This is a genomic window from Knoellia sp. Soil729 (assembly GCF_001427985.1).
GTDB lineage: Bacteria > Actinomycetota > Actinomycetes > Actinomycetales > Dermatophilaceae > Knoellia.
The window spans coordinates 935936-961463 of sequence record NZ_LMSA01000001.1 but is presented as its reverse complement, the minus strand read 5'-3'; the positions used below and the strand labels follow the sequence as shown (position 1 = coordinate 961463).

The following is a 25528-nucleotide window of genomic DNA, read 5'->3' as shown; positions in this document are numbered from 1 at the left end:
GGTTCTCCCTAGGATCGAGCGGTGACTCGCCCCCTTCGACGCCAGGTGCACGACATCGGCCGCCGGCGCGCCTGGGTCATCTGGGCGGTCGCGCTGGCGGTCTACACCGTCGCCGTCTTCCACCGCACGAGCCTGGGCGTCGCGGGTCTGGTCGCCGCGGAGCGCTTCGACATCTCCGCGTCGCAGCTCGCGACGTTCACGGTCGTCCAGCTCGTCGTGTATGCCGGGATGCAGATCCCCGTGGGCGTGCTCCTCGACCGCTTCGGCTCGCGCCTCCTGCTCATCATCGGGCTGGTCCTCATGACGGTGGGCCAGCTGTGGTTCGCCGTCTCGCACAGCTTCGAGATGGGGCTGGCCGCGCGCGTTCTCCTGGGCATCGGTGACGCGATGATCTTCACGAGCATGCTGCGGCTCGTCGCCCTGTGGTTCCACGTCAAGCAGGCTCCGGTCATCACCCAGCTCAGCGGTGTGGTGGGACAGCTCGGGGCGGTGGCCGCGGCGACTCCGCTGGCTATCGCGCTCGACCGCTGGGGCTGGGACCGCACCTTCTCCATCGCCGCGGGGGCCGGCTCCCTGCTGCTCGTCGGCCTCGTCCTCGTGGTCAAGGACTCGCCCTACACCGGCGAGGCCGTCGAGAAGATCAAGGTGCGGGCCCTGCGACGCACGCTCGCCGAGGTGTGGGGCAACCCCGGCACGCGGCTGGGCATGTGGATCCACTTCACCGGGCAGTTCGGGGCAACGGTCTTCACGATGCTGTGGGGCTACCCGTTCCTCGTCGAGGGGCAGGGGCTTCGCCCCGCCGTCGCCGGAGGTCTGCTCATCACCCTCACCGTCTCCTCGATGGTGGCGGGGCCGCTCGTCGGCAGCCTCACCGGGCGGCTGCCCTACCGGCGGTCGCAGATCGTCCTGTGCATCGTCGGTGCCATCGCGCTCGTGTGGGCCGCGGTGATCGCCTGGCCCGGCCGCGCACCCCTACCGCTGCTCGTGCTGCTGGTCTGCATCGTGGGGTTCGGCGGCCCCGGCTCCATGGTCGGCTTCGACCTGGCCCGCAGCTTCCACCCCTCGGACCGGCTGGGGCGGGCGACGGGTGTCATCAACATCGGCGGCTTCTTCGCCTCCCTCGTGACGATGGCGCTCGTCGGGCTCATCCTCGACCAGCTCGCGCCCGGCGGTCCGGGCACCTACACGCTCACAGACTTCAAGATTGCCATGTCGGTGCAGTTCCTCCTGTGGGGGCTCGGAGCCGTGCAGATCTGGAGATACCGCCACAAGGGCCTGGACTACATCGACGAGCACCCCGGCGCCCTGGACGCGTTGCGGGGTGGCGACACGCTGCTGCCCGGGATCTCGCGCGACCCCGACTGATCTGCCCCCGGTTCACACGGCCGACGCGTGTCGGTCACCGTCAGGGAGGGCTGCGACACCTATAAAGAGGTGACCGGGCCGTGTATGAGACGGCCCGGTCCGACATTCCCGGGGTCGGGCCCTCGTCGGGGCAGGCCGGGTCAGCGCAGGACGTGACGGCTGATGACGAGGCGCTGGATCTGGTTGGTCCCCTCGAAGATCTGCGTGACCTTGGCCTCGCGGAAGTAGCGCTCCACCGGGAAGTCCGCGGTGTAGCCGGCACCACCGAGCACCTGGATGGCGTCGGTGGTCACCTTCATCGCCGCGTCGGTCGCGAGAAGCTTGGCCACGGCGGCCTCCTTGGAGAACGGACGGCCCGCGTCCTTGAGGCGGGCGGCATACAGGTAGGCGGCGCGTGCGCCGGACACCGCAGCCTCCATGTCCGCGAGCATGAACGCCAGCCCCTGGTTCGCGGCGATGGGGCGTCCGAACTGCTGTCGTTCCTTGGCATAGGCAGCTGCCTCGTCGAGCGCCGACTGTGCCAGACCCGTTGCGCCGGCAGCGATCCCGAGCCGTCCCGCGTCGAGCGCGGACAGCGCGATGGCCATGCCCTGACCCTCGTCGCCGATGCGGTTCGCCTCGTCGACGGGCACGCCGTCATAGATCACCTCGCGCACCGTGTCGCAGTGCAGACCCATCTTCTTCTCCGGCGCACCGAAGCTCATGGCGTCGGAACCGGCCGGGACGACGAAACATGACAGCCCGCGTCCGCCGTCGTCGGACGTGCGCGCGAACGTCGTGTAGTAGTCGGCGTGACCGGCGTGCGAGATCCAGGCCTTGCGGCCCTTGATCGCGTATGCCGTCCCGTCACCGTCGTCGGTCCGTGTCGCCCGGGTGGTCATCGACCCGACGTCCGAACCGGCCAGCGGCTCCGACAGCGCGTAGGCGCCGAGCTGGTCGCCCGACAGCATCCCCGGCAGGAGCGCTGCCTGCTGCTCGGGGGTGCCGAACGTCGTCACGGGGTAGGCCGTGAGGGAGTGCACGGAGACGCCGACGGCCACGCTCATCCACGCCGAGGCGATCTCCTCGACGACCTGGAGGTAGACCTCGTAGGGCTGTGCGCCGCCACCGTGCTCCTCGGGGTGGGGGAGCGAGAGCAGCCCGGCCCGCCCGAGGGTGCGGAAAACCTCGGTGGGGAAGGCCTCGTTCGTCGCGGCAGCGCGCTCCGCGTCGTCGACGCGTGGACGCAGCTCCTTGGTGCAGATCTCGCGGGTGAGCTCGATGAGGTCGCGACCCTCGTCGGTGGGCAGAAGGCGGTTGACCGGCATACCGGCGACTGTAACGCGCGTGGCTGCGCGGTGGTTCAGCCTCCTGGTGCGTCGTCGAAGGGGCGCATGGGCGCGAGGTCGGGACGCTTCGGCGCCACGTGGTCACCACTGGACTCACCACGCATCCGACGCTGCACCCACGGCGCCAGGTGCTGGCGGGCCCAGGCGGCGTGGGCCCGTAGCTCCTGCCTGCGGGTGACCGAGTGGTCGGGCGGCAACGGTGTGGCCCAGTCGTCGTCGGTCGCGTGACCGAGCGCGGTCAGCGCGGCGAGGGCGACTCGACGGTGGCCCTCTGTGGTGAGGTGGATCCGGTCGTCGGCCCAGAAGCGCCAGTCGCGCAGAGCAGGAATCCCCCAGAGGTTGAGGACGTGGCACCCGTGCCGCTGCGCGATGGTGAAGAGGTTGGCGGCGTGGATGGCGTGCCTGCCCCGCAGCGGCCTGAGCAGGCCCGCCTGCTGGGGGTCGACGGGGGTGGCGAGCAGGACGTCGGCGCCGCTCTGGCGGGCGCGGATCACGGCCTGCTCGATGGTGTCCATCAACGCGTTGGTGTCGACCGAGGGACGCAGGAGGTCGTTGCCGCCGCCCACGATGGAGACGAGGTCGGGCGACATGGACAGGGCGCGGTCGAGCTGCGGCCCGACGACGTCGCTGAGCATCCGGCCGCGCACGGCGAGGTTGGCGTAGTGGAACGGCAGGTGCTCCATCCGCGCGAGGTCGCTCAGCGACTCGGCGAGCCGGTCGGCCCAGCCGATGTAGGCGTCGTCGCTCTCCGGGTCGGGGTCCGACATGCCCTCGGTGAACGAGTCACCGACGGCGACATAGGTGCTCCAGACGCGGGACTCGCTGGGCGGGATGTGTTTCACGGAAGTCTCCAGTCGAGCGGTTCGGCGCCCTGCTGCACGAGCAGGTCGTTGACCTGGCTGAACGGTCTCGACCCGAAGAAGCCGGACCGTGCGGACAGGGGGGAGGGATGGGCGCTCTCCACACACGGTATGCCGCCCAGGCGCGGCTTGAGCGACCGGGCGTCGCGGCCCCAGAGGAGGGCGACGAGCGGGCCGCCGCGACGCACCAACGCGTCGATGGCACAGTCCGTCACCTGCTCCCAGCCCTTGCCGCGGTGGCTGGCGGGGGCGCCGGGTCGCACGGTGAGGACGCGGTTGAGCAGGAGGACGCCACGCTCGGCCCACGGGGTGAGGTCACCGCTGGTCGGCGCGGGCACCCTGAGGTCGTCCTGCAGCTCCGTGTAGATGTTGACCAGACTGCGGGGGATGGGTTGCACGTCGGGGGCCACGGCAAAGCTGAGGCCGATCGGGTGGCCGGGTGTCGGGTAGGGGTCCTGGCCGACGACGAGCACGCGCGTGTCCTCGAGCGGCTGCTCGAAGGCCCGCAGGATGTGCACTCCTCCCGGCAGGTAGCCGCGGCCGGCCTCGACCTCCGCCCGCAGGAACTCGCCGAGCTCGGTGAGGGTGTGCTCGACCGGCGCCAGGGCCTGCGCCCACGAGGGGTGGACGAGCTCGTTGAGGGGGCGGGGAGTCACGCGTCCAACCCTAAAACCTCGCCTCGTGTGCCTGAGCGCGAGCCATAGGTCGCGCTCAGGCGCACAAGGCAGGGGTGAAGGTGGGAAAGGGGTTGACAACATGCAACCTGATGGTTGTAGGTTGTGGCTCATGACCGATGCTGAGGAGAAGCGGGCCGATGCCCTCTTCCATGCTCTCGCCGACAGGACGCGCCGTGACATCCTGCGTCGCGTCCTGGCGGGAGAGCACTCGGTCTCGGCACTGGCTCGCAGCTATGACATGAGCTTCGCGGCCGTGCAGAAGCACGTCGCGGTCCTCGAGCGGGCCGGGCTGGTCAGCAAACGCCGCAGTGGTCGCGAAGCGCTCGCGAGCGGAGAGGTCGAGGCCATCCGGTCAGTCGCCTCCCTGCTCGACGAGCTCGAGGCCGTGTGGCGCGGGCGGATCAGCCGGATCGACGACCTTCTCGCCGATCGTCCCTGAGCCCCACCACCAAGGAGAGCACCATGCCCGTCACGAGCATCGACACGAACGTCGACGACCACTCGATCGTCGTCATCTCCGACTTCCCCGCAACCCTCGAACGCATCTGGCAGCTGTGGTCCGACGCCCGCCAGCTCGAGAAGTGGTGGGGGCCCCCGACCTACCCGGCGACCGTGACCGACTTCGAGCTCGTCCCCGGTGGCAAGGTCGGCTACTACATGACCAGCCCCGAGGGGAAGAAGTTCGGTGGCCTCTGGCGGATCGAGTCCGTCGAGGCGCCTCGGCGGCTGACCTTCACGGACGCCTTCGCCGACGCTGACGGCACGGCTGCCGAAGGTATGCCGGTCGGCACCTGCGTCGTCGAGCTCACCGAGCACGACGGCGGCACCCGGATGGTCACCACGACGACCTACGCCACCGCAGAGGACCTGGAGAAGGTCGTCGCCATGGGCATGGAGGAGGGGCTCACAGGCGCGATCAGCCAGATCGACGACCTGCTCGCGGCCGAAGCCGCCTGAAACCCTCGCCTTGTGTGCCTGAGCGCGGGCCATAGCCCGCGCTCAGGCACACAAGGCGAGGTGAAGGGTAGTTAGGGGAAGATCGAGCGCACGTCGTCGAGGCGGGAGGGCACCAGGCGGAACCAGGCCCACGTCCCCCGCTTCTCGCGCTCGACGAGCCCGGCCTCGGTGAGCACCTTGAGGTGGTGGCTCACCGTCGGCTGGGCCAGGCCCACGGCGGGGGTGAGGTCGCAGACGCAGGCCTCGCCGCCCTCGCTGTCGCGGATGATGCTGAGCAGGCGCAGCCGCACGGGGTCGGCGACGGCCTTGAGGAGGGCGGCGCTGGACTCGGCCTGCTCCCGGGTCAGTCCCCCCGGGGTCGCGATCCCACAGCAGGCGCCGGTGGCGGCGTCCGAGAAGGGCAGCTCGAGCGTCATGTCCCCATCCTAGATATTGACGGCCATCGATATATGCGGTTGACTCGCTCCATCGACCTTCATCGATGTCGAGAAACCTACGGGAAGGGTCCTCCGATGGCCAGTGCACCTCCTCCAGCCGCCAGCTCCCGCCTGCAGCTGGCCCTCAACGTGTCGGACCTCGAGGCCTCCATCGCCTTCTACTCCGCCATGTTCGGGGTCGCGCCGGCCAAGCGCCGTCCCGGCTATGCCAACTTCGCCGTCACCGAGCCGCCGCTCAAGCTCGTCCTCATCGAGACCACCGACGGGCAGCGCGGCACCGGCGCGGCCGGTGCCCTCAACCACCTCGGTGTGGAGGTGCCCTCCCTGGAGGGAGTGGTCGCTGCCCGCGAGCGCTTCGCCGACGCGGGCCTGGCCACCTTCGACGAGAACGACACCTCGTGCTGCTACGCCCTGCAGGACAAGGTGTGGGTGCACGACCCTGCCGGTGCTCCGTGGGAGGTCTACACCGTCAAGGACGAGAACCCCGCCGACGCCCGCCCGGCCACGGCATCCCTCGCCCTCCTCGGGCAGGACGAGGCATCCGCGCCGGCGTCCGGGGCGGTCTGCTGCTCGACCGGCGCATGAGCACGACGACATCTCCATCAGCCGACGAAAAGGTCGTCGCTCGCCTCTCCACCCTCGATCGCTTCCTTCCGGTCTGGATCGGCGTGGCGATGGTGGCGGGGCTGCTCCTGGGCCGCGTCGTGCCGGGCCTCGGCGGGGCCCTCAGTGCCGTGGAGATCGACGGGGTCAGCCTGCCCATCGCGATCGGGCTGCTCGTCATGATGTATCCCGTCCTCGCCAAGGTGCGCTACGACCGCCTCGGGTCGGTCACCGGAGACCGCCGCATGCTCGGTGCGTCGTTGCTCCTCAACTGGGTCCTTGGCCCCCTCGTGATGTTCGCACTGGCATGGACCCTGCTCCCGGACCTGCCGGAGTACAGGACCGGCCTCATCATCGTGGGGCTGGCCCGGTGCATCGCCATGGTGATCATCTGGAACGACCTGGCCTGCGGTGACCGCGAGGCCGCAGCCGTCCTCGTGGCCCTCAACTCGGTCTTCCAGGTCATCGCCTTCGGCGCACTGGGCTGGTTCTACCTCTCCTGGCTGCCCCGGGCTCTGGGCCTGGAGCAGGCGTCACTCGACATCTCCGCAGGGAAGATCGCCGCCAGTGTCGTGATCTTCCTCGGAGTGCCGCTGCTGTTGGGCTACCTGTCGCGAAGGCTGGGCGAAAAGCGCTGGGGGAGAGCGGCATACGAGCATTCCTTCCTTCCGCGGATCGGTCCCTGGGCCCTCTACGGACTGTTGTTCACGATCGTCATCCTCTTCGCGCTCCAAGGTGACCAGATCACCTCGAAGCCGTGGGACGTGGCACGGATCGCCCTGCCCCTGCTGGCCTACTTCGCGCTGATGTGGGGCGGCGGGTTCGCGTTGGGACGCGCTCTCGGGATGACCTACGAGCGCACGACGACGCTTGCCTTCACGGCTGCCGGCAACAACTTCGAGCTGGCGATCGCCGTCGCCATCGCGACGTTCGGCGTGACCTCGGGTCAGGCGCTGGCGGGTGTCGTGGGTCCCCTCATCGAGGTCCCGGTCCTTGTGGGCCTCGTCTATGTGTCCCTGGCGTTGCGGTCACGATGTACGCGGGAAGGAACGCAGCCCTGACCGCGCGCGCCTCTGTGCTCTTCGTGTGCGTCCACGACGCCGGCTGGTCACGGATGGCCGCCGCTGACCTCGAGGCTCAGACGTAGTCGCTGTAGGACGGCAGGTCGAGCACCCCGTTGCCGGAAAGGCCGATGAGGATCGTCTCGTCCGTCGTCGCCGCCCTTGCTCGTGCCATGGCCCCCGCCACGGCATGGGTCGACTCGGGAGCCGGGATCATGCCCTCCGCCCTCGCGAACTCGACCCCGGCACGGAAGGCGTCGTCCTGCTCGACGGCGATGGCCTCGAGGAGGCCGAGCTCGAGAGCGTGCGAGACCATCGGCGCCATGCCGTGGTAGCGCAGGCCACCGGCGTGGATGGGCGGCGGCACGAAGTCGCTGCCGAGGGTGTGCATCTTGAGGAGTGGCGTCAGGCCTGCCACGTCCCCGTGGTCGTAGCGGTACTCACCCTGGGTCAGTGAGGGACAGGCGGCGGGCTCGCAGGCCACGACCTGGGTCGTGCCGTTGGCGGTGAGGTTGCGACCGATGAAGGGAAAGGACAGCCCGGCGAGGTTGGAACCGCCACCGGCGCAGCCGAACACGACGTCCGCCGTCTCGCCGATCTCGTCGAGCTGGGCCAGCGCCTCGGTGCCGATGACGCTCTGGTGGAGCAGGACGTGGTTGAGCACGCTGCCCAGGGCGTAGTGGGCCTTGGGGTCGCCGGCGGCCACCTCGACCGCTTCGGAGATCGCCATGCCGAGCGAACCGGTCGTCTCGGGATCTGCTGCGAGCATCGCGCGCCCCGACTCGGTGAGGTCCGACGGCGAGGGGTGGCAGACGCCGCCGTAGGTCTCCATCTGGAACCGCCGGTAGGGCTTCGCGTCGAAGGACGCACGCACCTGCCAGACCTCGCAGTCAAGCCCGAGGAGGGAGCACGCGAACGACAGCGACGCGCCCCACTGGCCGGCGCCGGTCTCGGTCGTGAGCTTCGTCGTGCCCTCGATGGCGTTGTAGTAGGCCTGTGCCACAGCGGTGTTGGGCTTGTGCGAACCGGCCGGGCTGACGCCCTCGTACTTGTAGAAGATCTTCGCGGAAGTGCCGAGGGCTCGTTCCAGCCGGTGCGCGCGGATGAGGGGCGAGGGCCGCCAGAGGGCATAGATCTCGCGCACGGTCTGGGGGATCTCGATCCAGCGCTCGGTCGAGACCTCCTGCAGAATCAGCGCCATCGGGAACAGCGGCGCGAGGTCATCCGGCCCCAGCGGCTCCCGCGTGCCCGGGTGCAGGGCCGGAGGGCAGGGCTGCGGGAGGTCGGCGGCGAGGTTGTACCAGTGGGTCGGAACGGACGACGGCACGACTGCTCCAGTCGGCTCCGTGAGGGGGGTGGTCGCGACGTCGGTCATCGGGCACTCCATGGTTCTCGGGCAGCGGCTTCGCGCTGGACGTGTGGCGTGAGGCTATGGTGCGGACCCGTCCGAGGGGGAGGGGTGTTCACGCCTCAGACACGTGCGCATGCAGGATGGTGCGGTGAGCGCACCCAGATGGCAGACGATCTTCTTCGACCTCGACGGCACCCTGGCCAACACGATCCCGCTCATCGTCGCGAGCTACCAGCACGCGTTCCGTGAGGTGCGAGGCGAGGAGATCGAGGACGCCCGGGCGCGCGCCTGGATCGGCCGTCCCCTCCTCGGGGCGCTGCTCGAGGAGGACCCAGAGCGCGGTCACGACCTGGACCGCACCTACCGCGAGTGGAACCTCGCCAACACCTCGCGCCTCATCGAGCGCTACGACGGCGTCCCGGAGATGCTGAGCGCCCTCACCGAGGCCGGGGCGGACCTCCACATCGTCACGAGCAAGCGCCGCGACACGGCCAGGCTCGCCCTCACCGGCGTCGGCATCGACCACCTCATCGACGTCACCGGCGCCCTCGAGGACACGGCCAGGCACAAGCCCGACCCCGAGCCCCTGCTCGTCGCGGCCGCCAAGGTCGGTGTCGACCCCTCCACCGCGGTCTACGTCGGCGACGCCACCGTGGACATTCTCGCCGCGCGGGCTGCCGGCATGGCCGGGGTCGCCGTGACCTGGGGCGCGGGGGAGCGGGCCGCCCTCGAGGCGACCGACCCGGCCACGGTCGTCGACACGGTGGCCCAGCTCACGGCATACCTGCTGGGCGGGACAGGTGTGACGGATGGGGCAGCTGAGTAGCACGGCCGTGTCCCTGTCCAGCGGACACGCCGGCCCTAATGACAGGGGTGTCATTCGACCGATAGGGTGACGGTCGCAGCCGTCACACCAGAAGGGTCGAACCGTGAACGCCGTCCACGACAACGTCGCCACGCCCGCTGATTCCAGCATCGAGGGCCTGACCGACCGTGATCGCCGCATCATCGACTTCGAGCGCCAGTGGTGGAAGTACGCCGGGTCCAAGGAGTCGGCCATCAAGGAGCTCTTCGACATGAGTCCGACGCGCTACTACCAGGTGCTCAACGCCCTCATCGACAGCCCGGTCGCACTCGAGCACGACCCCATGCTCGTCAAGCGCCTGCGCCGCCAGCGGGCCACCCGCCAGCGTGCCCGCTCGGCGCGCCGCCTCGGTCTTCAGCCGCAGGGCTGACCCGTGGCCGAGCTCGACTGGAGCACGCCCGACGGCCTCGAGGCCATCCGGGACCACCTCGCCGCCAAGATCGAGGGCTGGCGCCCTCCGGTCGCGTATGCCGTGGGGCTGAGTCCCGCGTCCAGCTCGCCCGAGTGGGGCTTCGCGCACATCAACGAGCCGGAGGGACGACACGGCCTGCCCGCGGTCATCCTGGCCACGGTGCTCGGGCACGACGGGTCGACCGCCACGCTCGACGTGAGCGTCTCTCAGCTGTCCGCCGCCGTGGAGTCGCTCGCCCCCGCCGAGGCGTGCACCGAGCTCGACCACCCCAACCTGGCCGCGTGGCGCAGCGCCCTGGCCGAGGCGCAGTCCAACCCCGCCCGCACCCTCCTCGCGGTCTTCGTGGCCGACCTCGACGACCCGGTGTCGTCCGAGGCCGACGGCGCGATGCGCGCGACATTCGAGGGCCACACTCCCGAGCTCTGAGCGCCGCGCTGGAGGTCCCAACCTTCCCGCCTGAAGTGGGTTCCTCTCAGTTCGCAGCACCACCGCCGTGACGCGACGTGAGAGAAAGCTGCTGGATGTGCACGCAGTCGGGGGCGGACGGCATACGGGGGCGTTTGCACTCTCCAGCCGAGAGTGCCAATAATGGCGTTAGCACTCTCAGCATGAGAGTGATAATTCTGGCCAGATCGGTGAGGGCCGGTTCGCGCGCAGACCAGAAGCGCGCACACCGACTCGTCCGTCGCGGGCACCGCCTGGCCAACACCTTCGTCGTGTGGGAGGAACCACTCGAATGGCCAAGATCATCGCTTTTGATGAAGAGGCTCGCCGCGGTCTCGAACGAGGAATGAACGTCCTCGCCGACGCCGTCAGGGTCACCCTGGGCCCCAAGGGCCGCAACGTCGTGCTGGAGAAGAAGTGGGGAGCCCCCACGATCACCAACGACGGTGTGTCCATCGCCAAGGAGATCGAGCTCGACGACCCCTACGAGAAGATCGGCGCCGAGCTGGTCAAGGAGGTCGCCAAGAAGACCGACGACGTCGCCGGTGACGGCACGACGACGGCAACCGTGCTCGCCCAGGCCCTCGTCAAGGAAGGCCTGCGCAACGTCGCTGCCGGCGCCAACCCGATGGCGCTCAAGCGCGGCATCGAGAAGGCCGTCGCGGCCGTCTCCGAGGAGCTGCTCAACAACGCCAAGGACGTCGAGACCAAGGAGCAGATCGCTGCCACCGCCTCGATCTCCGCTGCTGACCCCCAGATCGGCGAGATGATCGCCGAGGCCATGGACAAGGTCGGCAAGGAAGGCGTCATCACCGTCGAGGAGAGCAACACCTTCGGCCTCGAGCTCGAGCTCACCGAGGGCATGCGCTTCGACAAGGGCTACATCAGCCACTACTTCGTGACCGACCCCGAGCGCATGGAGACCGTCCTCGACGACCCCTACGTGCTCGTCGTCAACTCCAAGGTCGGCCAGATCAAGGATCTGCTGCCGCTCCTCGAGAAGGTCATGCAGTCGGGCAAGCCCCTGCTCATCATCGCCGAGGACGTCGAGGGCGAGGCCCTGTCCACGCTCGTCGTCAACAAGATCCGTGGCACCTTCAAGTCGGTCGCCGTCAAGGCTCCCGGCTTCGGCGACCGCCGCAAGGCCATGCTCGCCGACATCGCCATCCTCACCGGTGGCCAGGTCATCTCCGAGGAGGTCGGGCTCAAGCTCGACACCGCTGAGCTCGACCTGCTCGGGAAGGCTCGCAAGGTCGTCGTCACCAAGGACGAGACGACCATCGTCGAGGGCTCGGGCGACGCCGACCAGATCCAGGGTCGCGTCAACCAGATCCGCGCCGAGATCGAGAAGTCGGACTCCGACTACGACCGCGAGAAGCTCCAGGAGCGCCTCGCCAAGCTCGCCGGCGGCGTCGCCGTCATCAAGGCGGGCGCGGCCACCGAGGTCGAGCTCAAGGAGCGCAAGCACCGCATCGAGGACGCCGTGCGCAACGCCAAGGCTGCCGTCGAGGAGGGGATCGTCGCCGGTGGTGGCGTCGCCCTGCTCCAGGCCGGCAAGGCTGCGTTCGACAAGCTCGAGCTCGAGGGTGACGAGGCAACGGGCGCCAACATCGTGCGCGTCGCGATCTCGGCCCCGCTCAAGCAGATCGCCATCAACGCGGGTCTCGAGGGAGGCGTCGTCTCGGAGAAGGTCGCCAACCTCGAGTCCGGATGGGGCCTCAACGCCGCGACCGGCGAGTACGTCGACCTCATCGCGGCCGGCATCATCGACCCGGCCAAGGTGACGCGCTCGGCGCTGCAGAACGCCGCGTCGATCGCCGCGCTGTTCCTCACGACCGAGGCCGTCATCGCCGACAAGCCCGAGAAGGCCGCTCCGGCCATGCCCGGTGGCGGCGACGACATGGGCGGCATGGGCTTCTGATCACCTGATCGGAGCTCTACGCACCACGCTCATCACGAGGGCGGTCCACCACCGGGTGGGCCGCCCTCGTCCGTGTCCGTCGTGGAGACGCCGGCCGCTCCTCGCAGGCGTCACGTGGCGTCAGGAGCCAGCCGGTGTCAGGACGGTGCGCACCACGTGGTCGGCCGTCTTGCGGCCGATGCGGTTGCCGTCGTCCTTGGCGCGGCGGAAATGCAGCCCGAGCCAGATCCTGGCGTTCTTGGTGTCCTGGTTGACGGCCGAGGCGTTGGCGTAGTGCCGCGTCGTCCCGGTGATGCTCGAGAAGAGGTCGACGTCGATTCTGCTGCGCCCGTAGAGGTTGGCCATCGTCTCGCTGAAGGCCCCGGTCAGACACGCGTGTCCGCTGGCATAGTCGCCGTACGGGGGGTTCAGGACGAGCGGCTCCCAGGTCGCGTCGGCCACCGTCGCGGTGTTGCCATCCGTTCCGGCGCGTTGGATCGCCTGCTGGGGTCGCCAGTTGTGCACGTCGTACTTGACGCGCCAGCAACTGATGAGGGCATCGGCGGTCGTGATGTTGAGCAAGCCCAGCGCCCGGGAGGCCTCGCGGGCCCTGCTGCCGTCCCGGGCGAGGCGGTTCCGAAGCCCGACGTTGTACTGGGCCACGGCGTTGGCGTTGTAGAACAGCGCGTTCTCGGTCTGCTCCTGGGTGCGTGCCGACCCTGTCCGGGATCCCATGGACGCCACCTCTGCGAAGTCGGCCGCGTAGCGGTCGCTGTCGAGGGGATCCGGGCCGGGCAGCCCCAGCCATGTCTGGCTGGGCACCGCCATCGGCCGGACGAAGCCCAGCCACGGCACCAGCATCCCGGTGGGCGGTGGATCCCAGATTCCTGGACCGGGCGTCGTGGTGAGGGTGACCGGTGCGCCGCGGCCATCGCCCACGCGTGCGGCGAGGACCAGCGCGGCCGCCTGGTGGCCGGCGCTCACACCAGCAGCCCTGGCGGCCGGGTCGCCCACCTGGCTGAGCCAGCGCTGGAGGTCGTCCTCGAGGTTCGCTGCCGAGGACGGGACCAGCGCACCGAGCACCTCTCGTGCGGCCGTGCTCACCGCTGCCTCGACCGAGGCGTCACGCGCAGCCGGGGCTTGCGGGACGTAGGGGGCATAGCCGCCCTCGACCGCGACCACGGCGTTGGAGACCGCTGCGCCGACGAAGCCGGCATACAGACCCTGGACCGGGACGGGAAGACCCGCGGGCGGTGGCTCGGCGAAGGTGCGGAGCATGATCCGGTTCCAGTCAAGGACGACGAGGCCGGCGGCGCCGGCACCTGGCGCCAGCCGCGGCGCGCCGGCATGCGCTGGCGCGCTGACCGCTCCTGACGCGAGCAGTCCTGCTGCGACCGGCAGGGCGAGGATCGCGCGGCGGGTGGGACGGCCTGCGCCCTCGTTGGTGTGGGTGGTGTCCGTGGTCTGCATGTGGTCGGCTCCTGTGGTCATGAGTCCGACTCACGGTGACGGACGTCGTAGGACGAGTGTCTGGCCCCTCGAGCCCTTACCGGTATACGACGTTCGTCGTACTGTGGAGGCCTCCTGTCGCCCGGGAGGCGGAATGGGCTCGTTCTCGCTCTCAGCCACCGACGTGGGTCGACTGCGCGCCATCGTCGACCTCTGCGCTCCGCCGACCGACCCTGAGTCGGGAGCAGGCTGGGCGGTTCTCGGGCTGCTTCAGGAGCTCGTCGGTTGCGATCTGGTGGCACTCAACGGCATGGACCCGACGACGCGGTCGCACTACCACCGGCAGTTCTGGGCTTTCGGCGCCAAGGGGGAGGCGTCGTCATCCGAGCTGCTCGTGTCCGACGCTGCCGACGGCCCGTTCTGGAATGCCTACCGTCCAGCATGAGCTGCATCCACCCCGACCACGTCGGAGGTCGAGCGCTCGTCATGCACGACGACTTCTACAGCGAGCGTCAATGGCTGGCCACGCAGATGCATCGCGACGTCCTCTTGGACGTCTACGACGAGATGCTGCTGACCTTTCCCGACGGGCCCGGGCGCACCGTTCGCCTGCTGTTTCCACGAGGGCGGGGCAGTGCGCACTTCGGGGACCGCGAACGCCTCGCACTGGCGTTGCTGGCGCCGCACCTCGAGCGCCTCCTCATGACGATCCGCACGCCCCCTCCGGAGAAGGAGGTCCCGCTCACCCGACGCCAGCGGGAGGTCTTGGGCCTGGTGCGCCTCGGACTGGCCAACAAGCAGATCGCGCATCAGCTCGACGTCTCGCCCGGCACCGTGCGCAAGCACCTCGAGAACGCCTATGGCGCCCTCGGGGTCCAGAGCCGGGCTGCAGCGGTCCACGCCGTCTTCGACCCGGACAGGGAATGACATCTCAGGGTCGAGTCAGGGTCGGCCCCGGGGGAAGACCCACAGCGCGCCTGCAGTCCACGCACCTACCTTTGTCAGCATGAGCACCGACCTGGCCCCCGAGCGCGGCACCACGAACAGCCCCATCACGGTGGCAGCCCGCGTCACCGACCTCGTCAAGACCTACGGCTCCGGCGACACGGCCGTCACCGCGCTCAAGGGCGTGAGCCTGGACCTCAACGCGTGCGAGTTCACGGCCATCATGGGGCCGTCGGGTTCGGGCAAGTCCACCCTCATGCACTGCGCCGCCGGACTCGACTCGGTCACCCGCGGCTCCGTCCAGCTCGGCGACATCGAGCTGACGACCCTCAAGGAGAAGGACCTGACCAAGGTCCGGCGCGACTCCATCGGCTTCGTCTTCCAGTCGTTCAACCTCATCCCCACCCTGACTGCCGAGGAGAACATCCTCCTGCCGCTGTCGATCGCGGGCCGCAAGCCGGACCGGGCCTGGTTCGACCACGTCATCTCCACGGTCGGCCTCGGTGACCGCCTCGGGCACCGGCCCGGCGAGCTGTCCGGTGGCCAGCAGCAGCGCGTGGCCTGTGCCCGCGCGCTGGTGAGCCGGCCCGAGATCATCTTCGCCGACGAGCCCACCGGCAACCTGGACTCGACGTCCGGCGCCGAGGTGCTGGGCTTCCTGCGTCACTCGGTCGACGAGTTCGGACAGACCATCGTCATGGTCACCCACGACCCGGGCGCGGCGAGCTGGACCGACCGCGTCGTCTTCCTCGCCGACGGCAGGATCGTCACCGAGCTGCGGAAGCCCACCCCCGAGCGCATCCTCGAGACGATGAAGAACATCGACGCGAACGCCCAGGGCTGAGCAATGCTCCGCGCCAGCTGGAAGAGCCTCATGGCCCGCAAGCTGCGGCTGTTCATGAGCGCCTTCGCCATCATCCTCGGTGTGGCCTTCGTCGCCGGCTCCTTCGTCTTCACCGACACGCTCGGTCGCAGCTTCGACTCGATCATGAACGGCACCGTCGGTGACGTCGTGGTGCGTCCCGCGTCCGCAGGGGGCGATCCCGAGTCACAACCCTCCACGCAGGCGCTGCCCGGAGCTCTCGTCACCCAGCTTGCGGGCACTGACGGCGCCGCTCGCGCCGACGGCAAGATCACGAACTTCGGCACCTTCGTCGTCTCCAAGCAGGGCAAGCTCATCGGTGGCTTCGGCCCTCCGGGCCTCGGCATGAACCACGCCGACGGACCGGCCGCCAAGGGGCTGCAGCCGCTCCAGCTCCTCCAGGGCTCCTGGCCGGACGCCCCGTCGGAGGTCGTCCTCGACGAGAAGACCGCAGAGGAGGCGGGCTACCTCGTCGGTGAGAAGGTCACGATCGCGTCCTCCGGCGCCCAGCCCCGGATCTCGGCCAAGCTCGTGGGGATCGCGACGATGCAGGGCGGACTCGCCGGTGCCAGCCTGGCGATCTTCGACACCACCGAGGCCCAGAAGCTCTTCATGGGTGGCAAGGACACGTACAGCGAGATCTGGGTGACGGCCGCGCCTGGCACGAGCCAGGAGCAGCTGCGGGCGGCGGTGGCCTCCCAGCTGCCGGACGGCGTCGAGGCCGTCACCGGCGACGCAGCGGCGAAGGCCTCGGCCAGCGACGTGCAGCAGGCGCTCGGCTTCATCACGACGTTCCTGCTCGTCTTCGCCGGCGTCGCCCTCGTCGTGGGCTCCTTCCTCATCGTCAACACCTTCAGCATCCTCGTCACGCAGCGGTCCCGTGAGCTGGCCCTGTTCCGGGCGCTGGGTTCGACGCGTCGCCAGGTGGCGCGCTCGGTGCTCTTCGAGGCCTCCGTCGTCGGGCTGATCGGGTCGGTCCTCGGTCTCGGGCTGGGCATCGTCATCGCGATGCTCATCCGGGTGTTCTTCGGCCGGTTCGGCCTTGACCTCAGTGGCCAGTCGCTCATCATCTCGCCACGCACCGTGGTCGTCTCGCTCGTCGTCGGACTCGTCGTCACCCTCGTCGCGGCCTACCTGCCTGCCCGCAAGGCCGGCAAGGTGCCACCGGTCGCGGCGATGCGTGACGACGCCGTCCTCGCCGAGAGCGGCATGCGCGGTCGCATCATCGTGGGAGGGCTGCTCACTCTCATCGGGGCTGCCCTGCTCGGCACCGGCCTCTTCGTGGACGTGCCCAAGCCGACCTACTGGGTCGGGGGCGGCATCCTCGGTGTCGTCCTCGGGGTGGCCTTGGTCAGCCCGCTCGTCGGCGCCCCGGTCATCGCCGCCATCGGCTGGCTCTATCGCCGGGTGTTCGGCGCGGTCGGTCTCATGGCCCAGCAGAACGCGCAGCGCAACCCACGGCGCACCGGCGCCACCGCGTCGGCGCTCATGATCGGCGTGACGCTCGTGTCGATGATGGCCGTCTTCGGTGCGAGCGCGAAGGCGAGCATCGACAAGGCGATCGACGCCGAGTTCGTGTCCGACTTCGTCGTCTCCAGTGCCGTGGGCATCCCCTTCTCGGCCTCGCTCGCGCAGGACATGCGGTCGGTCCCGGGGGTCAAGGAGGTCGCACCGTTCCGCTTCGACCGACCCAAGGTCGACGGTGACGAGGAGACAGTCATGGCCGGAGCGGCCGACCAGCTCGGCTCCGTCCTGGGGCTGCGGGCCGTACAGGGCGACCTCAGTGCCCTCACATCCACGTCGTTGGCCATCTCGAGCGACGTCGTCGACGCCGGCACCCTCGCGCTGGGGGACACCGTCGCTGTGGTGCGCGGGACGACCACCGTGCCGTTCACCGTCACGAGCGTCTTCACCAAGTCGGCACTGGTCGGGACGGACTACCTCGTGACGCTCGACGGCCTGGCCTCGCTCGGATCACCGAAGACCGACAACTTCGCGTTCATCGGGATCGACGACGGCGCCTCGCGCAGCCAGGTCGGCCGCGCACTGGAGGCCACGGTCGACGACCTGCCCATCGTCACTGTCAAGGACCAGGCCGAGTTCGCCGACGAGCAGCGCACCCAGATCAACCAGATGCTCTATCTCATCTATGCACTCCTCGGTTTGGCCGTGGTCATCGCGATCCTGGGCATCATCAACACCCTCGCCCTGTCCGTGATCGAGCGCACCCGTGAGATCGGGCTGTTGCGTGCCGTCGGCCTCAGCCGCCGCCAGCTCAAGCGGATGCTCCGGCTCGAGTCGATCGTCATCGCCCTCCTCGGAGCCACCCTCGGCATCGGACTCGGCGTCGCCTTCGGCATCGCGCTGCAGCGCTCGCTGCGTGACGACGGCATCGACGTGCTCGCCGTGCCCTGGCCGCAGCTGGTGCTCTTCGTCGGGATCGCCGGCCTCGTCGGGATCCTCGCCGCATGGTGGCCGGGATGGCGCGCCTCCCGGCTCGACATCCTGCGCGCCGTCACCACCGAGTGAACCCCCTTCGTGCCCGTTGGGCGCCTTCCAGCGCAGGGGTGCTGTCCGAGGACCGGCCCAACGGGCACTCAGTGGGAAGCGGCGTGGTTCAGCTGAACATGCGCATGTTCTGGGCCTCGGTCTCGGCGTACTGCACGCCCGCCGCGGCCAGCACCTGGCCGATGGAGTCCAGCGAGCTCTGCACCTGTCGCTGGGTGCCCTGCCACTGGGTGACGACGCCGTGGAACTGGGTGGCCGCCCCGCCCTTCCACGCGTCCTGCAGGGCCGTGAGCCGGGCGAGCATCTGGGCGACCTGGCCCTCGATCTCGCCGGAGATGCGGGCGATGTCGCCGGACGCGGACTGGATGCGCTCGGTGTCGACCTGGAACTGGGTTGCCATGTCTGGTCCCCTCTGTCGGCGTCGCACCCGGTGGCGCGACCACTGCCCTGACGGTAGGGAGAATCGTGAAACTCGCCGTGGAGTTGTCCACAGGCTCGGTGCACGGGCGCGGCATACGATTCCCGGGTGCTCCTCATCGACCCCCCTGCGTGGCCGGCCCACGGACGGTTGTGGTCGCACCTCGTGAGCACGACCTCGTATGCCGAGCTCCATGCGTTCGCAGAGCGCGCGGGCATCTCGCGGCGAGCGTTCGAGGGTGACCACTACGACATTCCGGAGGAACGCCATGCAGCCGTCGTCGCGGCCGGGGCGACTCCGGTGCAGGGACGCGAGCTGCTCTTGGCGTTGCGGGACAGCGGACTTCGTATCCCCAAGCGCACGCGGGAGCGGGTCGTGCACTCCACGACAAACCCCGTGTGGCTGCCACCGGGCAGCCGCGCCGACGTCATCGCGTCGCGGCAGGTGGACGCACCTCCGCGCACGGTCGTGGTGCGGGCCGTCATCAGCAGCGGCAGGGGCATGCTCGTCGTGAGTCGCCCCGACGGCGCCGGTCACGATCTGCCGACACGGTCGGTGGCAGAGGGTGAGTCTGCCCGGCAGGCGCTCGAGTCCCTCGGCGCCGACCTCGGCATCGGGCTCGGGGATGCCACCCTGGTCGGCTACGTCCGCAACGTCGTGCCGGCGCCGGACCGGGGCTATCCGTGGCCGGCCCCGACGGCGTGCTTCGCGGTCTTCGCGCTGTCCGTCGGGGGTTCTGGGCCGGCAACCGGCACCTGGTGCCCGCCGGAGCGGCAGGAGGCCGAGCTGGGGGAGCGCCACTGGTGGCCCCTCGTGCGCCCAGGCCTCTGGTCAGGGGCGCACTGACAGCCGGGCCAGCTCACGTGCGAGGTTGTCGCGGGCAGCGACCTCCCAGTGCCCTCGCGCGTGGTCCGTGCGGTAGACATGGCTGCGCGCGAGGAAAGGCGTGAGGATCGCCGAACGGCCCTGCGCGTAGGCGTCGTCGGGCACGGCGGCATACTCCCGCCGGACGGCGTCGCAGTACTCGTCGAAACGGGCCGTCGGTGCACCCAGGATCCAGAGGTCCGCGTCGTGGAAGACTGCCTGCGGTCCGTGGGTCTGGGACACCTCGTGGGTCTGTGACGCCTCCACGAGGGATACGACGGACTCGATCGTCGCGGCGCCCACTCCGTTGTCCCACAGCGTGGCTCGCGCCAGCTCGGCACTGCGGCGCTCGTTCTCGGGGTCCCCGGCACCCGGCGTCGCGACGTCGTAGACCGCATCGTGGAACCAGGCCGCGAGGACCACGCTGGCCCAGTCCTCCTCCGTGTCGAGTGCGGTGTCACGCAGCTCCGTGAGGGCCCCAAGGACCTCGTCGAGGTGCCGCAGGTCGTGGTAGCCGCGGTGGTGCTGCGACCAGCGCTCCACGAGGTCCACACGGGTGGAGACGAGGCCGTGCACGTCACCCCTGACGGCACGCACGGCCTCGTCCCACAATGTGTCCCGCAGCATGCGGGAAGTCTGTCAGGCGGCTGCGCCCGGCGCTCGGGTCCGGTCCAGGGCCTTCGCGTATGCCGTCCCGCTGGCCAGGAGGAGCAGTCCCGTCACGATGAACGCGGCGACCCGCCACAACCCGTCGAGCGTGGCGAGGTCGAAGAGGAACAGCTTGGCGACGCTGACCGCCGCGAGGCCGAGGCCCAGCCGCAGCGAAAGCGCCCGGCGCGACTCCGCCTCCAGCCCGCGCAGGAGCAGCCACGCCGAGGTGAGCATCCAGAGCACGGTGGCGAGCGCGTGCCCCGCGAGGAAGCCGGCAGACGTGGCCTCGAGCGCCTCGCCGGCGAGCAGCCCCACGGAGATGACCGCCACCGCAGAGGTGGTCAGGCCGGCGACGAGCGCGGCGATGCGCGTGAGCCGGCGGACCCGGACGGGGATCCCGCGGACCACGTCCACGCCCCAGGCGCCCAGGGCGGCAACCCCGCCCGCGAGCAGGCTGTCGAGCAGGGCCGCGGTCGCGTCGTGGTTCCGGGCCTCCCACAGCTCGACGTAGGCGGCCGGGTGGGTGAGGTAGGCGACGGAGGCGACGACCGCCGTCCCGGCGGCGACCCAGAGCGTCACGCGGGAGCGTGTCGTGATGGCGGCAGCGGCATAGCCCAGGGCCGTGAGGAGGATGCCGGTGACGACCCAGCGTTCGGGTGCTCCGCTCAGGACGGCGAGGAGCGCTGCGACCCCCGAGAGGGAGCCGAGGGTGGTCGCGAGGGGAGTGGGTACGGGTCCGATGGGGGAGCGCGACGTGGTGGCCAGCGTCACCGCGAACGCGACCGCCACGAGCGCGAAGCCGGTCGTCTGCAGGGTCTGGCCGTGGACGCCGAGGGCGACGAGGAGCGAGATGGCCGAGGCAGCCACGGTGGCGCTGCCGACCAGGTCGGTGCGGGAGTGCCGGCCGGCCGAGACGGCGCCGACGAGGGCGAGCACGGTGAGGGCACCGGCGGCAACGATCGCCACGGTGGAGGGTGACCCCTGACCATCGGCGTCAGCGATGCCGAGGAGGACGAGCCCGGCCGCGGGGACGGTGCGCGACATGGCGAGCACGGGCCAGCCGCGGTCGCCGCGAGCCAGCAGGGCAGCGCCGGAGAGCACGACGACGAACAGCGAGACCGCGTCCCCGACGCCCTGTGCGACGACGGGGGCCAGGAGGGTGGCGCCGACGACGGTGAGGACACCGAGGAGCTGGCTGTTCCAGCGACGTGCCAGGAGCAGTCCCGTGACGGCGACAGCCCCTGCGATCGCCGGGCCTCCCACGCGCGGGACCCAGCCATAGACGGTGGTGACCGCCACGACGTCAAGGTAGGCCGCGGCATACCCGGTGGCTGCGATCGCGACGGGAGCGGCACTGGAGCGCCCGTGGGAGGCCTCACGAGCCCGCACGACGTGACCGGCGGCCACGAGCCCCGCGGCGAGCAGGACGCCGAGGGCGACGCGCAGCTCGGGCACGAACCAGCCCTGCTGCATCGCGAGGGCGAGCAGCATGGCCACGCCGACGAGCGTGACGACGGCCCCGGCGAGGGCCAGCACACGGGTGACGGCCCCCTCGCGTTGCCACCAGGACGGGACGGCGGGGGCGGCTGGACGCTGGCGAGTGGTGGGCGCCGAGGCAGCAGGTGCGGTGGCCGTCGCGGGTGCTGGTGTGGGAGTGGTGGAGCCGGGCGTCGCAGCGGGAGTGGGAGCCGGCACGACCGTGTCCAGCTCGAGAACGGTGCGCATCCGGGCGAGCCCGTTGCCCACGGCATACATGCGGTTCATCGCGTCGGCGAACTCGGACTCGAGCCGACGCACGTCCTGCAGCTGATCGTTCATGCTTGATGGTCGAACGACGAGTACCCCGACTCCATGAGTCGGGGTACTCACCGGGTCACTCAAGCGGTGGGGGCCCGCTGAGTGCTCCGGTGCGTGGGTCCACCCCTGGGAGGACCCACCGCGGGTCAGTTCGCGGGTGCGGTGCCCAGCGTTGCCGAGATCTCCTGGGTCTTGTCGTCTCGCAGCACCGTGAGCTTCACGGTGTCGCCGACGGAGTACTCGCGGATGTGGGCGACGAGTGCCTCGGCCGAGTCGACGCGCTCGCCGTTGACCGCCGTGATGACGTCTCCGACCTTGAGGCCGGCCTTGTCTGCAGGCGTCCCGGGCTGCACGGTCTGCAGCTTGGAGCCGGACCGGGTGGCGTTGCCGTCGGACGCGGTGCCGTCGACCGGGGCGACGCCGAGGTAGGCGTGCACCGCCTTGCCGTCCTTGATGAGCTGCTGGGCGATGGACGCGGCCTCCTTGACGGGGATCGCGAAGCCGATGCCGATGTTGCCGCTCTGCGACGACCCTCCCGAGCCGAGCGATGCGATCGAGGAGTTGATCCCGACGAGCTGTCCGCTGGCGTTGACGAGGGCGCCACCGCTGTTGCCGGGGTTGATCGCGGCCGAGGTCTGGATGGCGTTGGTGACGACCGGTTCGCTCGACTGCTGCTGGGGCAGCTGGTTGCCGAACGGGTTCTGCTGCTGGGGCTGCTCGGCGGCCTGGGTGGTCACCGGCCGGTTGAGGGCACTGACGATGCCCGTCGTCACGGTGCCGGCGAGGCCGAGCGGGTTGCCGACCGCCATCACGGGGTCGCCGACCTTGAGGTCGTCGGAGTTGCCGACCGAGATGGGCTTGAGGTCGTCGGGCGCACCCTCGATCGTCACGACGGCGAGGTCGGTCGACGCGTCGGTGCCCTGGATCTTGCCCTTGAAGGTACGGCCGTCGAACAGCGTGACCGTGAGCTGCTGCGCGCCGGAGACGACGTGGTTGTTCGTGAGCACGTGGCCGGAGTCGTCGATGATGACGCCCGAGCCCTCGCCGCTGTCGGTCTTGATGGCGACCACGCTCGGGGAGACGGCGGCGGCCGTGGCCGTCCAGTTGGGCGACTGCGGGTTGGTCTGGGACACCGGTGCGGTCGATGCGCCGCGACCCAGGCTGGAGGAGGACGCCGCAGCAGAGGGGTTCTGCGTGTCCTGCGACCCCAGCTGGGTCGCGGCGTACGTGCCGCCCGTTGCCAGGGCGGCAGTGAGTGCAGCCACCGCGAAGAGGTCGCCCACCCGGCGCCGCTGGCGCGGGCGCGGTTGAGGGCTCTGCGGAGCTGCCCCGTGGGCCGGTGGCGGGGGGAACACCGGTCCTGCGGGTTCGTGGGCGCCGTACCACGTGGTCGACGCCGGCTCGGTGGGATGCGAACGAGGCGTCTCGCGGGCGGACTGCTCGGTGTGGGGCCCCTGCTGCGGAAGGGACTGCGTCGGAGCGGCACCCTGGTTGACGGGGGCCTCGGGCGTGCTGCCGGGCTCTGAACCGGTCGATCCTGGCTGGGTGGTGCTCATGATGCTCTCCTTCGTTGGGCTGTCATCGACTACTCAACCCCGCCGACATCAAGACCCGCTGGACCTCACCTGTGAGGCCGCTGTGGGGATGCGGACGACGAAGGTCGCGCCGCCTCCCGGCGTCTCCTGAACGCCGACCCGGCCGTGGTGCGCGGCCACGATGGCGGCGACGATCGCGAGTCCCAGTCCGTTGCCGCCCGTGCTGCGCCCACGCGAGGGGTCGGCGCGGTAGAAGCGTTCGAAAACTCGATGCGCTGTGCCAGAAGGGATTCCGTCGCCGTGGTCGCGCACCTCGATGACGCCGTCGCCGCCGTCGACGCCGACGGCGAGCTCGATCGGTGTTCCCTGCGGCGTGTGCCGGACGGCGTTGGCGACGAGGTTCGTCACCACCTGCCGGAGCCGCGCCTCGGATCCCCAGACGGTCGTCGCGTCGAGCGGGCCGCCCAGGCCGGTGAGGGTGATGCGACGGCCGCCGGCGCGCACCCGCGCGTCCGCCGTGGCGTCGGCGGCGAGGACCGTGAGGTCGACCTCGCCCATCGAGGTCGTCGGCTCCTCGTCGAGCCGGGCGAGGGTGAGCAGGCCCTCGACCAGACCGCTCATGCGACCCGACTCCGACTCGATGCGCTCCATGGCGGCTCGGGTGTCCTCCGGGCTGGAGATCGCGCCCTGCCGGTGCAGCTCGGCGTAGCCGCGCACCGTGGCCAGGGGCGTCCGCAGCTCGTGGCTCGCGTCCGCGACGAACTGCCGCATGCGCACCTCGGAGGCCTCGCGGACGGCGAAGGACGTCTCGATCTGGGCGAGCATCGCGTTGAGGCTGCGGGAGAGTGACGTCACCTCGTCCTCGGCCGGTCGCACGGGGATGCGCCTGGTCAGGTCACCCCCGGCGATGGCAGCGGCGGTGTCCTCGATCTGGGCGAGGGGACGGAAAGCCCGCCGGACGGCATACCAGCCGAGCAGTGCCGACCCGGCGAGGACGAGCGCGCTGAGCACACCCGTGGTGACGAGCAGTCGCGTCACCGTCTGCTTGACCGACCTCAGCGGGACACCGACCGCGAACGTCGCCCTGTCGTCGTTGACCGTGCCCGCGATGAAGCGCCACGACATCTCGCCATCGACGGACTTCACGGTGAACGGGCGGCCCGTCCGCACCCGCAGGTCCTGCAGGCCGAGGCGGGGCACGGCGGGGTGCTGCCTCTCACCGGTGGGGTTGACGGTCGTCTCCTCCCCGTTGACGGGGAACAGGACGAAGGCGTAGTTGGTCGGCGTCGCCTCGACGTCCTGCTTGCGGAGCTCGTCGAGGGCCTGGCTCGCGACGGGCGTCGCCACGCTGCGCAGCTCACTGTCCACGCGGCCGAGCAGGTCCCGCTGCATGAGGTAGGCGGTGGCGAGGTTGGAGAAGAGCAGCGCGGCGGTGAGGACGAGCAGGACGATCGCGACCAGCCGCACGCGCAGGGGCATCGCCTCGAGCCGGCGCACGACCGCCTGGGGCGCGGTGGGGCTGGCCATCAGCCCTGGGGAGGGAGGCGCAGCACGTAGCCGACGCCGCGCTTGGTGTGGATGAGCGGCGGAAGGCCGTCGACGTCGATCTTGCGACGCAGGTAGGAGATGTAGGACTCGACGATGCCGCTCTCGCCGCGGAAGTCGTACTCCCACACGTGATCCAGGATCTGGGCCTTGGAGAGCACGCGGTTGGGGTTGAGCATGAGGTAGCGCAGGAGCTTGAACTCCGTCGGGCTCGTCTCGATGATGCGGCCGGCGCGGCGCACCTCGTGGCTGTCCTCGTCGAGCTCGAGGTCCTCGAAGTGCAGGGCCGAGCTGTCGTCGAGGTCGCCCCGGGTGCGTCGCAGGACGGCACGGATGCGGGCGACGACCTCCTCGAGGCTGAACGGCTTGGTGACGTAGTCGTCGCCGCCGACCGTGAGCCCCTTGATCTTGTCGTCGACGGAGTCGCGCGCGGTGACGAAGACGATGGGCAGCTGTCTGCCGGACTCGCGCAGCTTGCGGGTCACGGCGAAGCCGTCCATGTCGGGGAGCATCACGTCGAGGACGCAGAGGTCGGGCTGGTGCTCGTCGGCGAGCTTGACCGCGTCACCGCCGGTGGCAGCGGTGACGACCTCGAACCCGGCGAAGCGCAACGAGGTGGCGAGGAGCTCACGGATGTTGGGCTCGTCCTCGACGACGAGGAGAGTGGCTTCGGGCGTCTTGGTGTTCACGCTCC

The 25528-nt window shown here is 70.1% G+C and carries 26 protein-coding genes; 14 read left to right on the top strand and 12 right to left on the bottom strand.

The window, feature by feature from the left end; genetic code table 11:
• Positions 1 to 21 precede the first annotated feature (21 nt).
• The gene (locus ASG74_RS04325; RefSeq protein WP_082569490.1) at positions 22 to 1365 is read left to right on the top strand and encodes an MFS transporter; all 1344 of its coding nucleotides are present in this window, start codon (positions 22 to 24) and stop codon (positions 1363 to 1365) included.
• A 140-nt stretch (positions 1366 to 1505) separates the two neighbouring features.
• On the opposite strand, the gene ASG74_RS04320 is transcribed toward ASG74_RS04325, so the two are convergent.
• The 3 genes from ASG74_RS04320 to ASG74_RS04310 are packed head-to-tail and all read right to left on the bottom strand — an operon-like array spanning position 1506 to position 4209.
• Entirely contained in the window at positions 1506 to 2672 is a 1167-nt protein-coding gene (locus ASG74_RS04320; RefSeq protein WP_056139279.1) for an acyl-CoA dehydrogenase family protein, read from the bottom strand.
• Positions 2673 to 2707: 35 nt separating this feature from the next.
• Entirely contained in the window at positions 2708 to 3535 is an 828-nt protein-coding gene (locus ASG74_RS04315; RefSeq protein WP_056139277.1) for an SGNH/GDSL hydrolase family protein, read from the bottom strand.
• A complete protein-coding gene (locus ASG74_RS04310) occupies positions 3532 to 4209 on the bottom strand; it encodes a uracil-DNA glycosylase (RefSeq protein ID WP_056139275.1) in 678 nt (225 codons plus the stop codon). Before ASG74_RS04310 ends, ASG74_RS04315 begins: the two co-directional genes overlap by 4 nt.
• Positions 4210 to 4339: 130 nt before the next feature.
• On the opposite strand from ASG74_RS04310, the gene ASG74_RS04305 reads away from it, so the two are divergent.
• Complete coding sequence (locus ASG74_RS04305; RefSeq protein WP_056139273.1) at positions 4340 to 4669, top strand: ArsR/SmtB family transcription factor; 330 nt, start codon at positions 4340 to 4342, stop codon at positions 4667 to 4669.
• Between the two features lie 23 nt (positions 4670 to 4692).
• A complete protein-coding gene (locus ASG74_RS04300) occupies positions 4693 to 5187 on the top strand; it encodes an SRPBCC family protein (protein ID WP_056139270.1) in 495 nt (164 codons plus the stop codon).
• A 71-nt stretch (positions 5188 to 5258) separates the two neighbouring features.
• On the opposite strand, the gene ASG74_RS04295 is transcribed toward ASG74_RS04300, so the two are convergent.
• The gene (locus ASG74_RS04295) at positions 5259 to 5603 is read right to left on the bottom strand and encodes an ArsR/SmtB family transcription factor (RefSeq protein ID WP_056139268.1); all 345 of its coding nucleotides are present in this window, start codon (positions 5601 to 5603) and stop codon (positions 5259 to 5261) included.
• 96 nt (positions 5604 to 5699) lie between these two features.
• Here ASG74_RS04295 and ASG74_RS04290 point away from each other — a divergent pair, with 96 nt between their 5' ends.
• Both ASG74_RS04290 and arsB read left to right on the top strand, forming a co-directional pair.
• Entirely contained in the window at positions 5700 to 6209 is a 510-nt protein-coding gene (locus tag ASG74_RS04290; protein WP_056139267.1) for an ArsI/CadI family heavy metal resistance metalloenzyme, read from the top strand.
• Complete coding sequence (arsB, locus tag ASG74_RS04285; protein ID WP_056139265.1) at positions 6206 to 7288, top strand: ACR3 family arsenite efflux transporter; 1083 nt, start codon at positions 6206 to 6208, stop codon at positions 7286 to 7288. The genes ASG74_RS04290 and arsB overlap by 4 nt, the downstream gene beginning before the upstream one ends.
• Positions 7289 to 7364: 76 nt before the next feature.
• Here arsB and ASG74_RS04280 read toward each other — a convergent pair whose 3' ends face one another.
• Positions 7365 to 8663, bottom strand: coding sequence for a TrpB-like pyridoxal phosphate-dependent enzyme (locus ASG74_RS04280; protein ID WP_056139263.1), 1299 nt, complete (start codon positions 8661 to 8663; stop codon positions 7365 to 7367).
• Positions 8664 to 8787: 124 nt separating this feature from the next.
• Between ASG74_RS04280 and ASG74_RS04275 the strand changes: the two genes are divergently transcribed.
• The 4 genes from ASG74_RS04275 to groL all read left to right on the top strand — a co-directional run bounded on the left by ASG74_RS04275 (position 8788) and on the right by groL (position 12281).
• Complete coding sequence (locus ASG74_RS04275; protein ID WP_082569530.1) at positions 8788 to 9465, top strand: HAD family hydrolase; 678 nt, start codon at positions 8788 to 8790, stop codon at positions 9463 to 9465.
• A gap of 103 nt (positions 9466 to 9568) precedes the next feature.
• Positions 9569 to 9874 carry a DUF3263 domain-containing protein gene (locus ASG74_RS04270; protein ID WP_056139259.1) on the top strand — a complete coding sequence of 102 codons (306 nt, stop codon included), beginning with the start codon at positions 9569 to 9571 and terminating at the stop codon, positions 9872 to 9874.
• A gap of 3 nt (positions 9875 to 9877) precedes the next feature.
• Positions 9878 to 10342 (top strand): hypothetical protein, encoded by a 465-nt coding sequence (locus ASG74_RS04265; RefSeq protein WP_056139257.1) that lies wholly within the window; start codon positions 9878 to 9880, stop codon positions 10340 to 10342.
• A gap of 310 nt (positions 10343 to 10652) precedes the next feature.
• Complete coding sequence (groL, locus tag ASG74_RS04260; protein WP_056139256.1) at positions 10653 to 12281, top strand: chaperonin GroEL; 1629 nt, start codon at positions 10653 to 10655, stop codon at positions 12279 to 12281.
• A 120-nt stretch (positions 12282 to 12401) separates the two neighbouring features.
• On the opposite strand, the gene ASG74_RS04255 is transcribed toward groL, so the two are convergent.
• Positions 12402 to 13730, bottom strand: a complete 1329-nt coding sequence (locus ASG74_RS04255; protein ID WP_056139254.1) for a vanadium-dependent haloperoxidase — start codon at positions 13728 to 13730, stop codon at positions 12402 to 12404.
• A 133-nt stretch (positions 13731 to 13863) separates the two neighbouring features.
• Between ASG74_RS04255 and ASG74_RS04250 the strand changes: the two genes are divergently transcribed.
• The 4 genes from ASG74_RS04250 (at position 13864) to ASG74_RS04235 (ending at position 18045) form a co-directional block, all read left to right on the top strand.
• Complete coding sequence (locus ASG74_RS04250) at positions 13864 to 14154, top strand: hypothetical protein (protein ID WP_056139253.1); 291 nt, start codon at positions 13864 to 13866, stop codon at positions 14152 to 14154.
• A complete protein-coding gene (locus ASG74_RS04245; RefSeq protein WP_056139251.1) occupies positions 14151 to 14636 on the top strand; it encodes a helix-turn-helix transcriptional regulator in 486 nt (161 codons plus the stop codon). The genes ASG74_RS04250 and ASG74_RS04245 overlap by 4 nt, the downstream gene beginning before the upstream one ends.
• 79 nt (positions 14637 to 14715) lie before the next feature.
• Positions 14716 to 15498: an ABC transporter ATP-binding protein gene (locus ASG74_RS04240; protein ID WP_056139248.1), complete on the top strand. Its 783-nt coding sequence runs from the start codon at positions 14716 to 14718 to the stop codon at positions 15496 to 15498.
• A 3-nt stretch (positions 15499 to 15501) separates the two neighbouring features.
• On the top strand, positions 15502 to 18045 hold the full coding sequence (locus tag ASG74_RS04235; protein WP_056139246.1) for an ABC transporter permease: 2544 nt from the start codon (positions 15502 to 15504) through the stop codon (positions 18043 to 18045).
• Between the two features lie 88 nt (positions 18046 to 18133).
• Here ASG74_RS04235 and ASG74_RS04230 read toward each other — a convergent pair whose 3' ends face one another.
• Positions 18134 to 18424, bottom strand: coding sequence for a WXG100 family type VII secretion target (locus ASG74_RS04230; RefSeq protein WP_056139244.1), 291 nt, complete (start codon positions 18422 to 18424; stop codon positions 18134 to 18136).
• Positions 18425 to 18550: 126 nt separating this feature from the next.
• Here ASG74_RS04230 and ASG74_RS16830 point away from each other — a divergent pair, with 126 nt between their 5' ends.
• The gene (locus ASG74_RS16830; protein WP_082569489.1) at positions 18551 to 19288 is read left to right on the top strand and encodes a DUF4031 domain-containing protein; all 738 of its coding nucleotides are present in this window, start codon (positions 18551 to 18553) and stop codon (positions 19286 to 19288) included.
• On the opposite strand, the gene ASG74_RS04220 is transcribed toward ASG74_RS16830, so the two are convergent.
• The 5 genes from ASG74_RS04220 to ASG74_RS04200 form a co-directional block, all read right to left on the bottom strand.
• Complete coding sequence (locus ASG74_RS04220; protein ID WP_056139242.1) at positions 19274 to 19933, bottom strand: HD domain-containing protein; 660 nt, start codon at positions 19931 to 19933, stop codon at positions 19274 to 19276. The two genes, ASG74_RS16830 and ASG74_RS04220, sit on opposite strands and share 15 nt — an antisense overlap.
• A 12-nt stretch (positions 19934 to 19945) precedes the next feature.
• The gene (locus tag ASG74_RS04215; RefSeq protein WP_056139240.1) at positions 19946 to 21775 is read right to left on the bottom strand and encodes a DUF2339 domain-containing protein; all 1830 of its coding nucleotides are present in this window, start codon (positions 21773 to 21775) and stop codon (positions 19946 to 19948) included.
• A gap of 125 nt (positions 21776 to 21900) precedes the next feature.
• A complete protein-coding gene (locus tag ASG74_RS04210) occupies positions 21901 to 23310 on the bottom strand; it encodes a S1C family serine protease (protein ID WP_056139237.1) in 1410 nt (469 codons plus the stop codon).
• A gap of 48 nt (positions 23311 to 23358) precedes the next feature.
• Positions 23359 to 24816, bottom strand: a complete 1458-nt coding sequence (locus ASG74_RS04205) for a sensor histidine kinase (protein WP_056139235.1) — start codon at positions 24814 to 24816, stop codon at positions 23359 to 23361.
• Positions 24816 to 25523 (bottom strand): response regulator transcription factor, encoded by a 708-nt coding sequence (locus tag ASG74_RS04200; RefSeq protein ID WP_056139233.1) that lies wholly within the window; start codon positions 25521 to 25523, stop codon positions 24816 to 24818. Before ASG74_RS04200 ends, ASG74_RS04205 begins: the two co-directional genes overlap by 1 nt.
• Positions 25524 to 25528 lie beyond the last annotated feature (5 nt).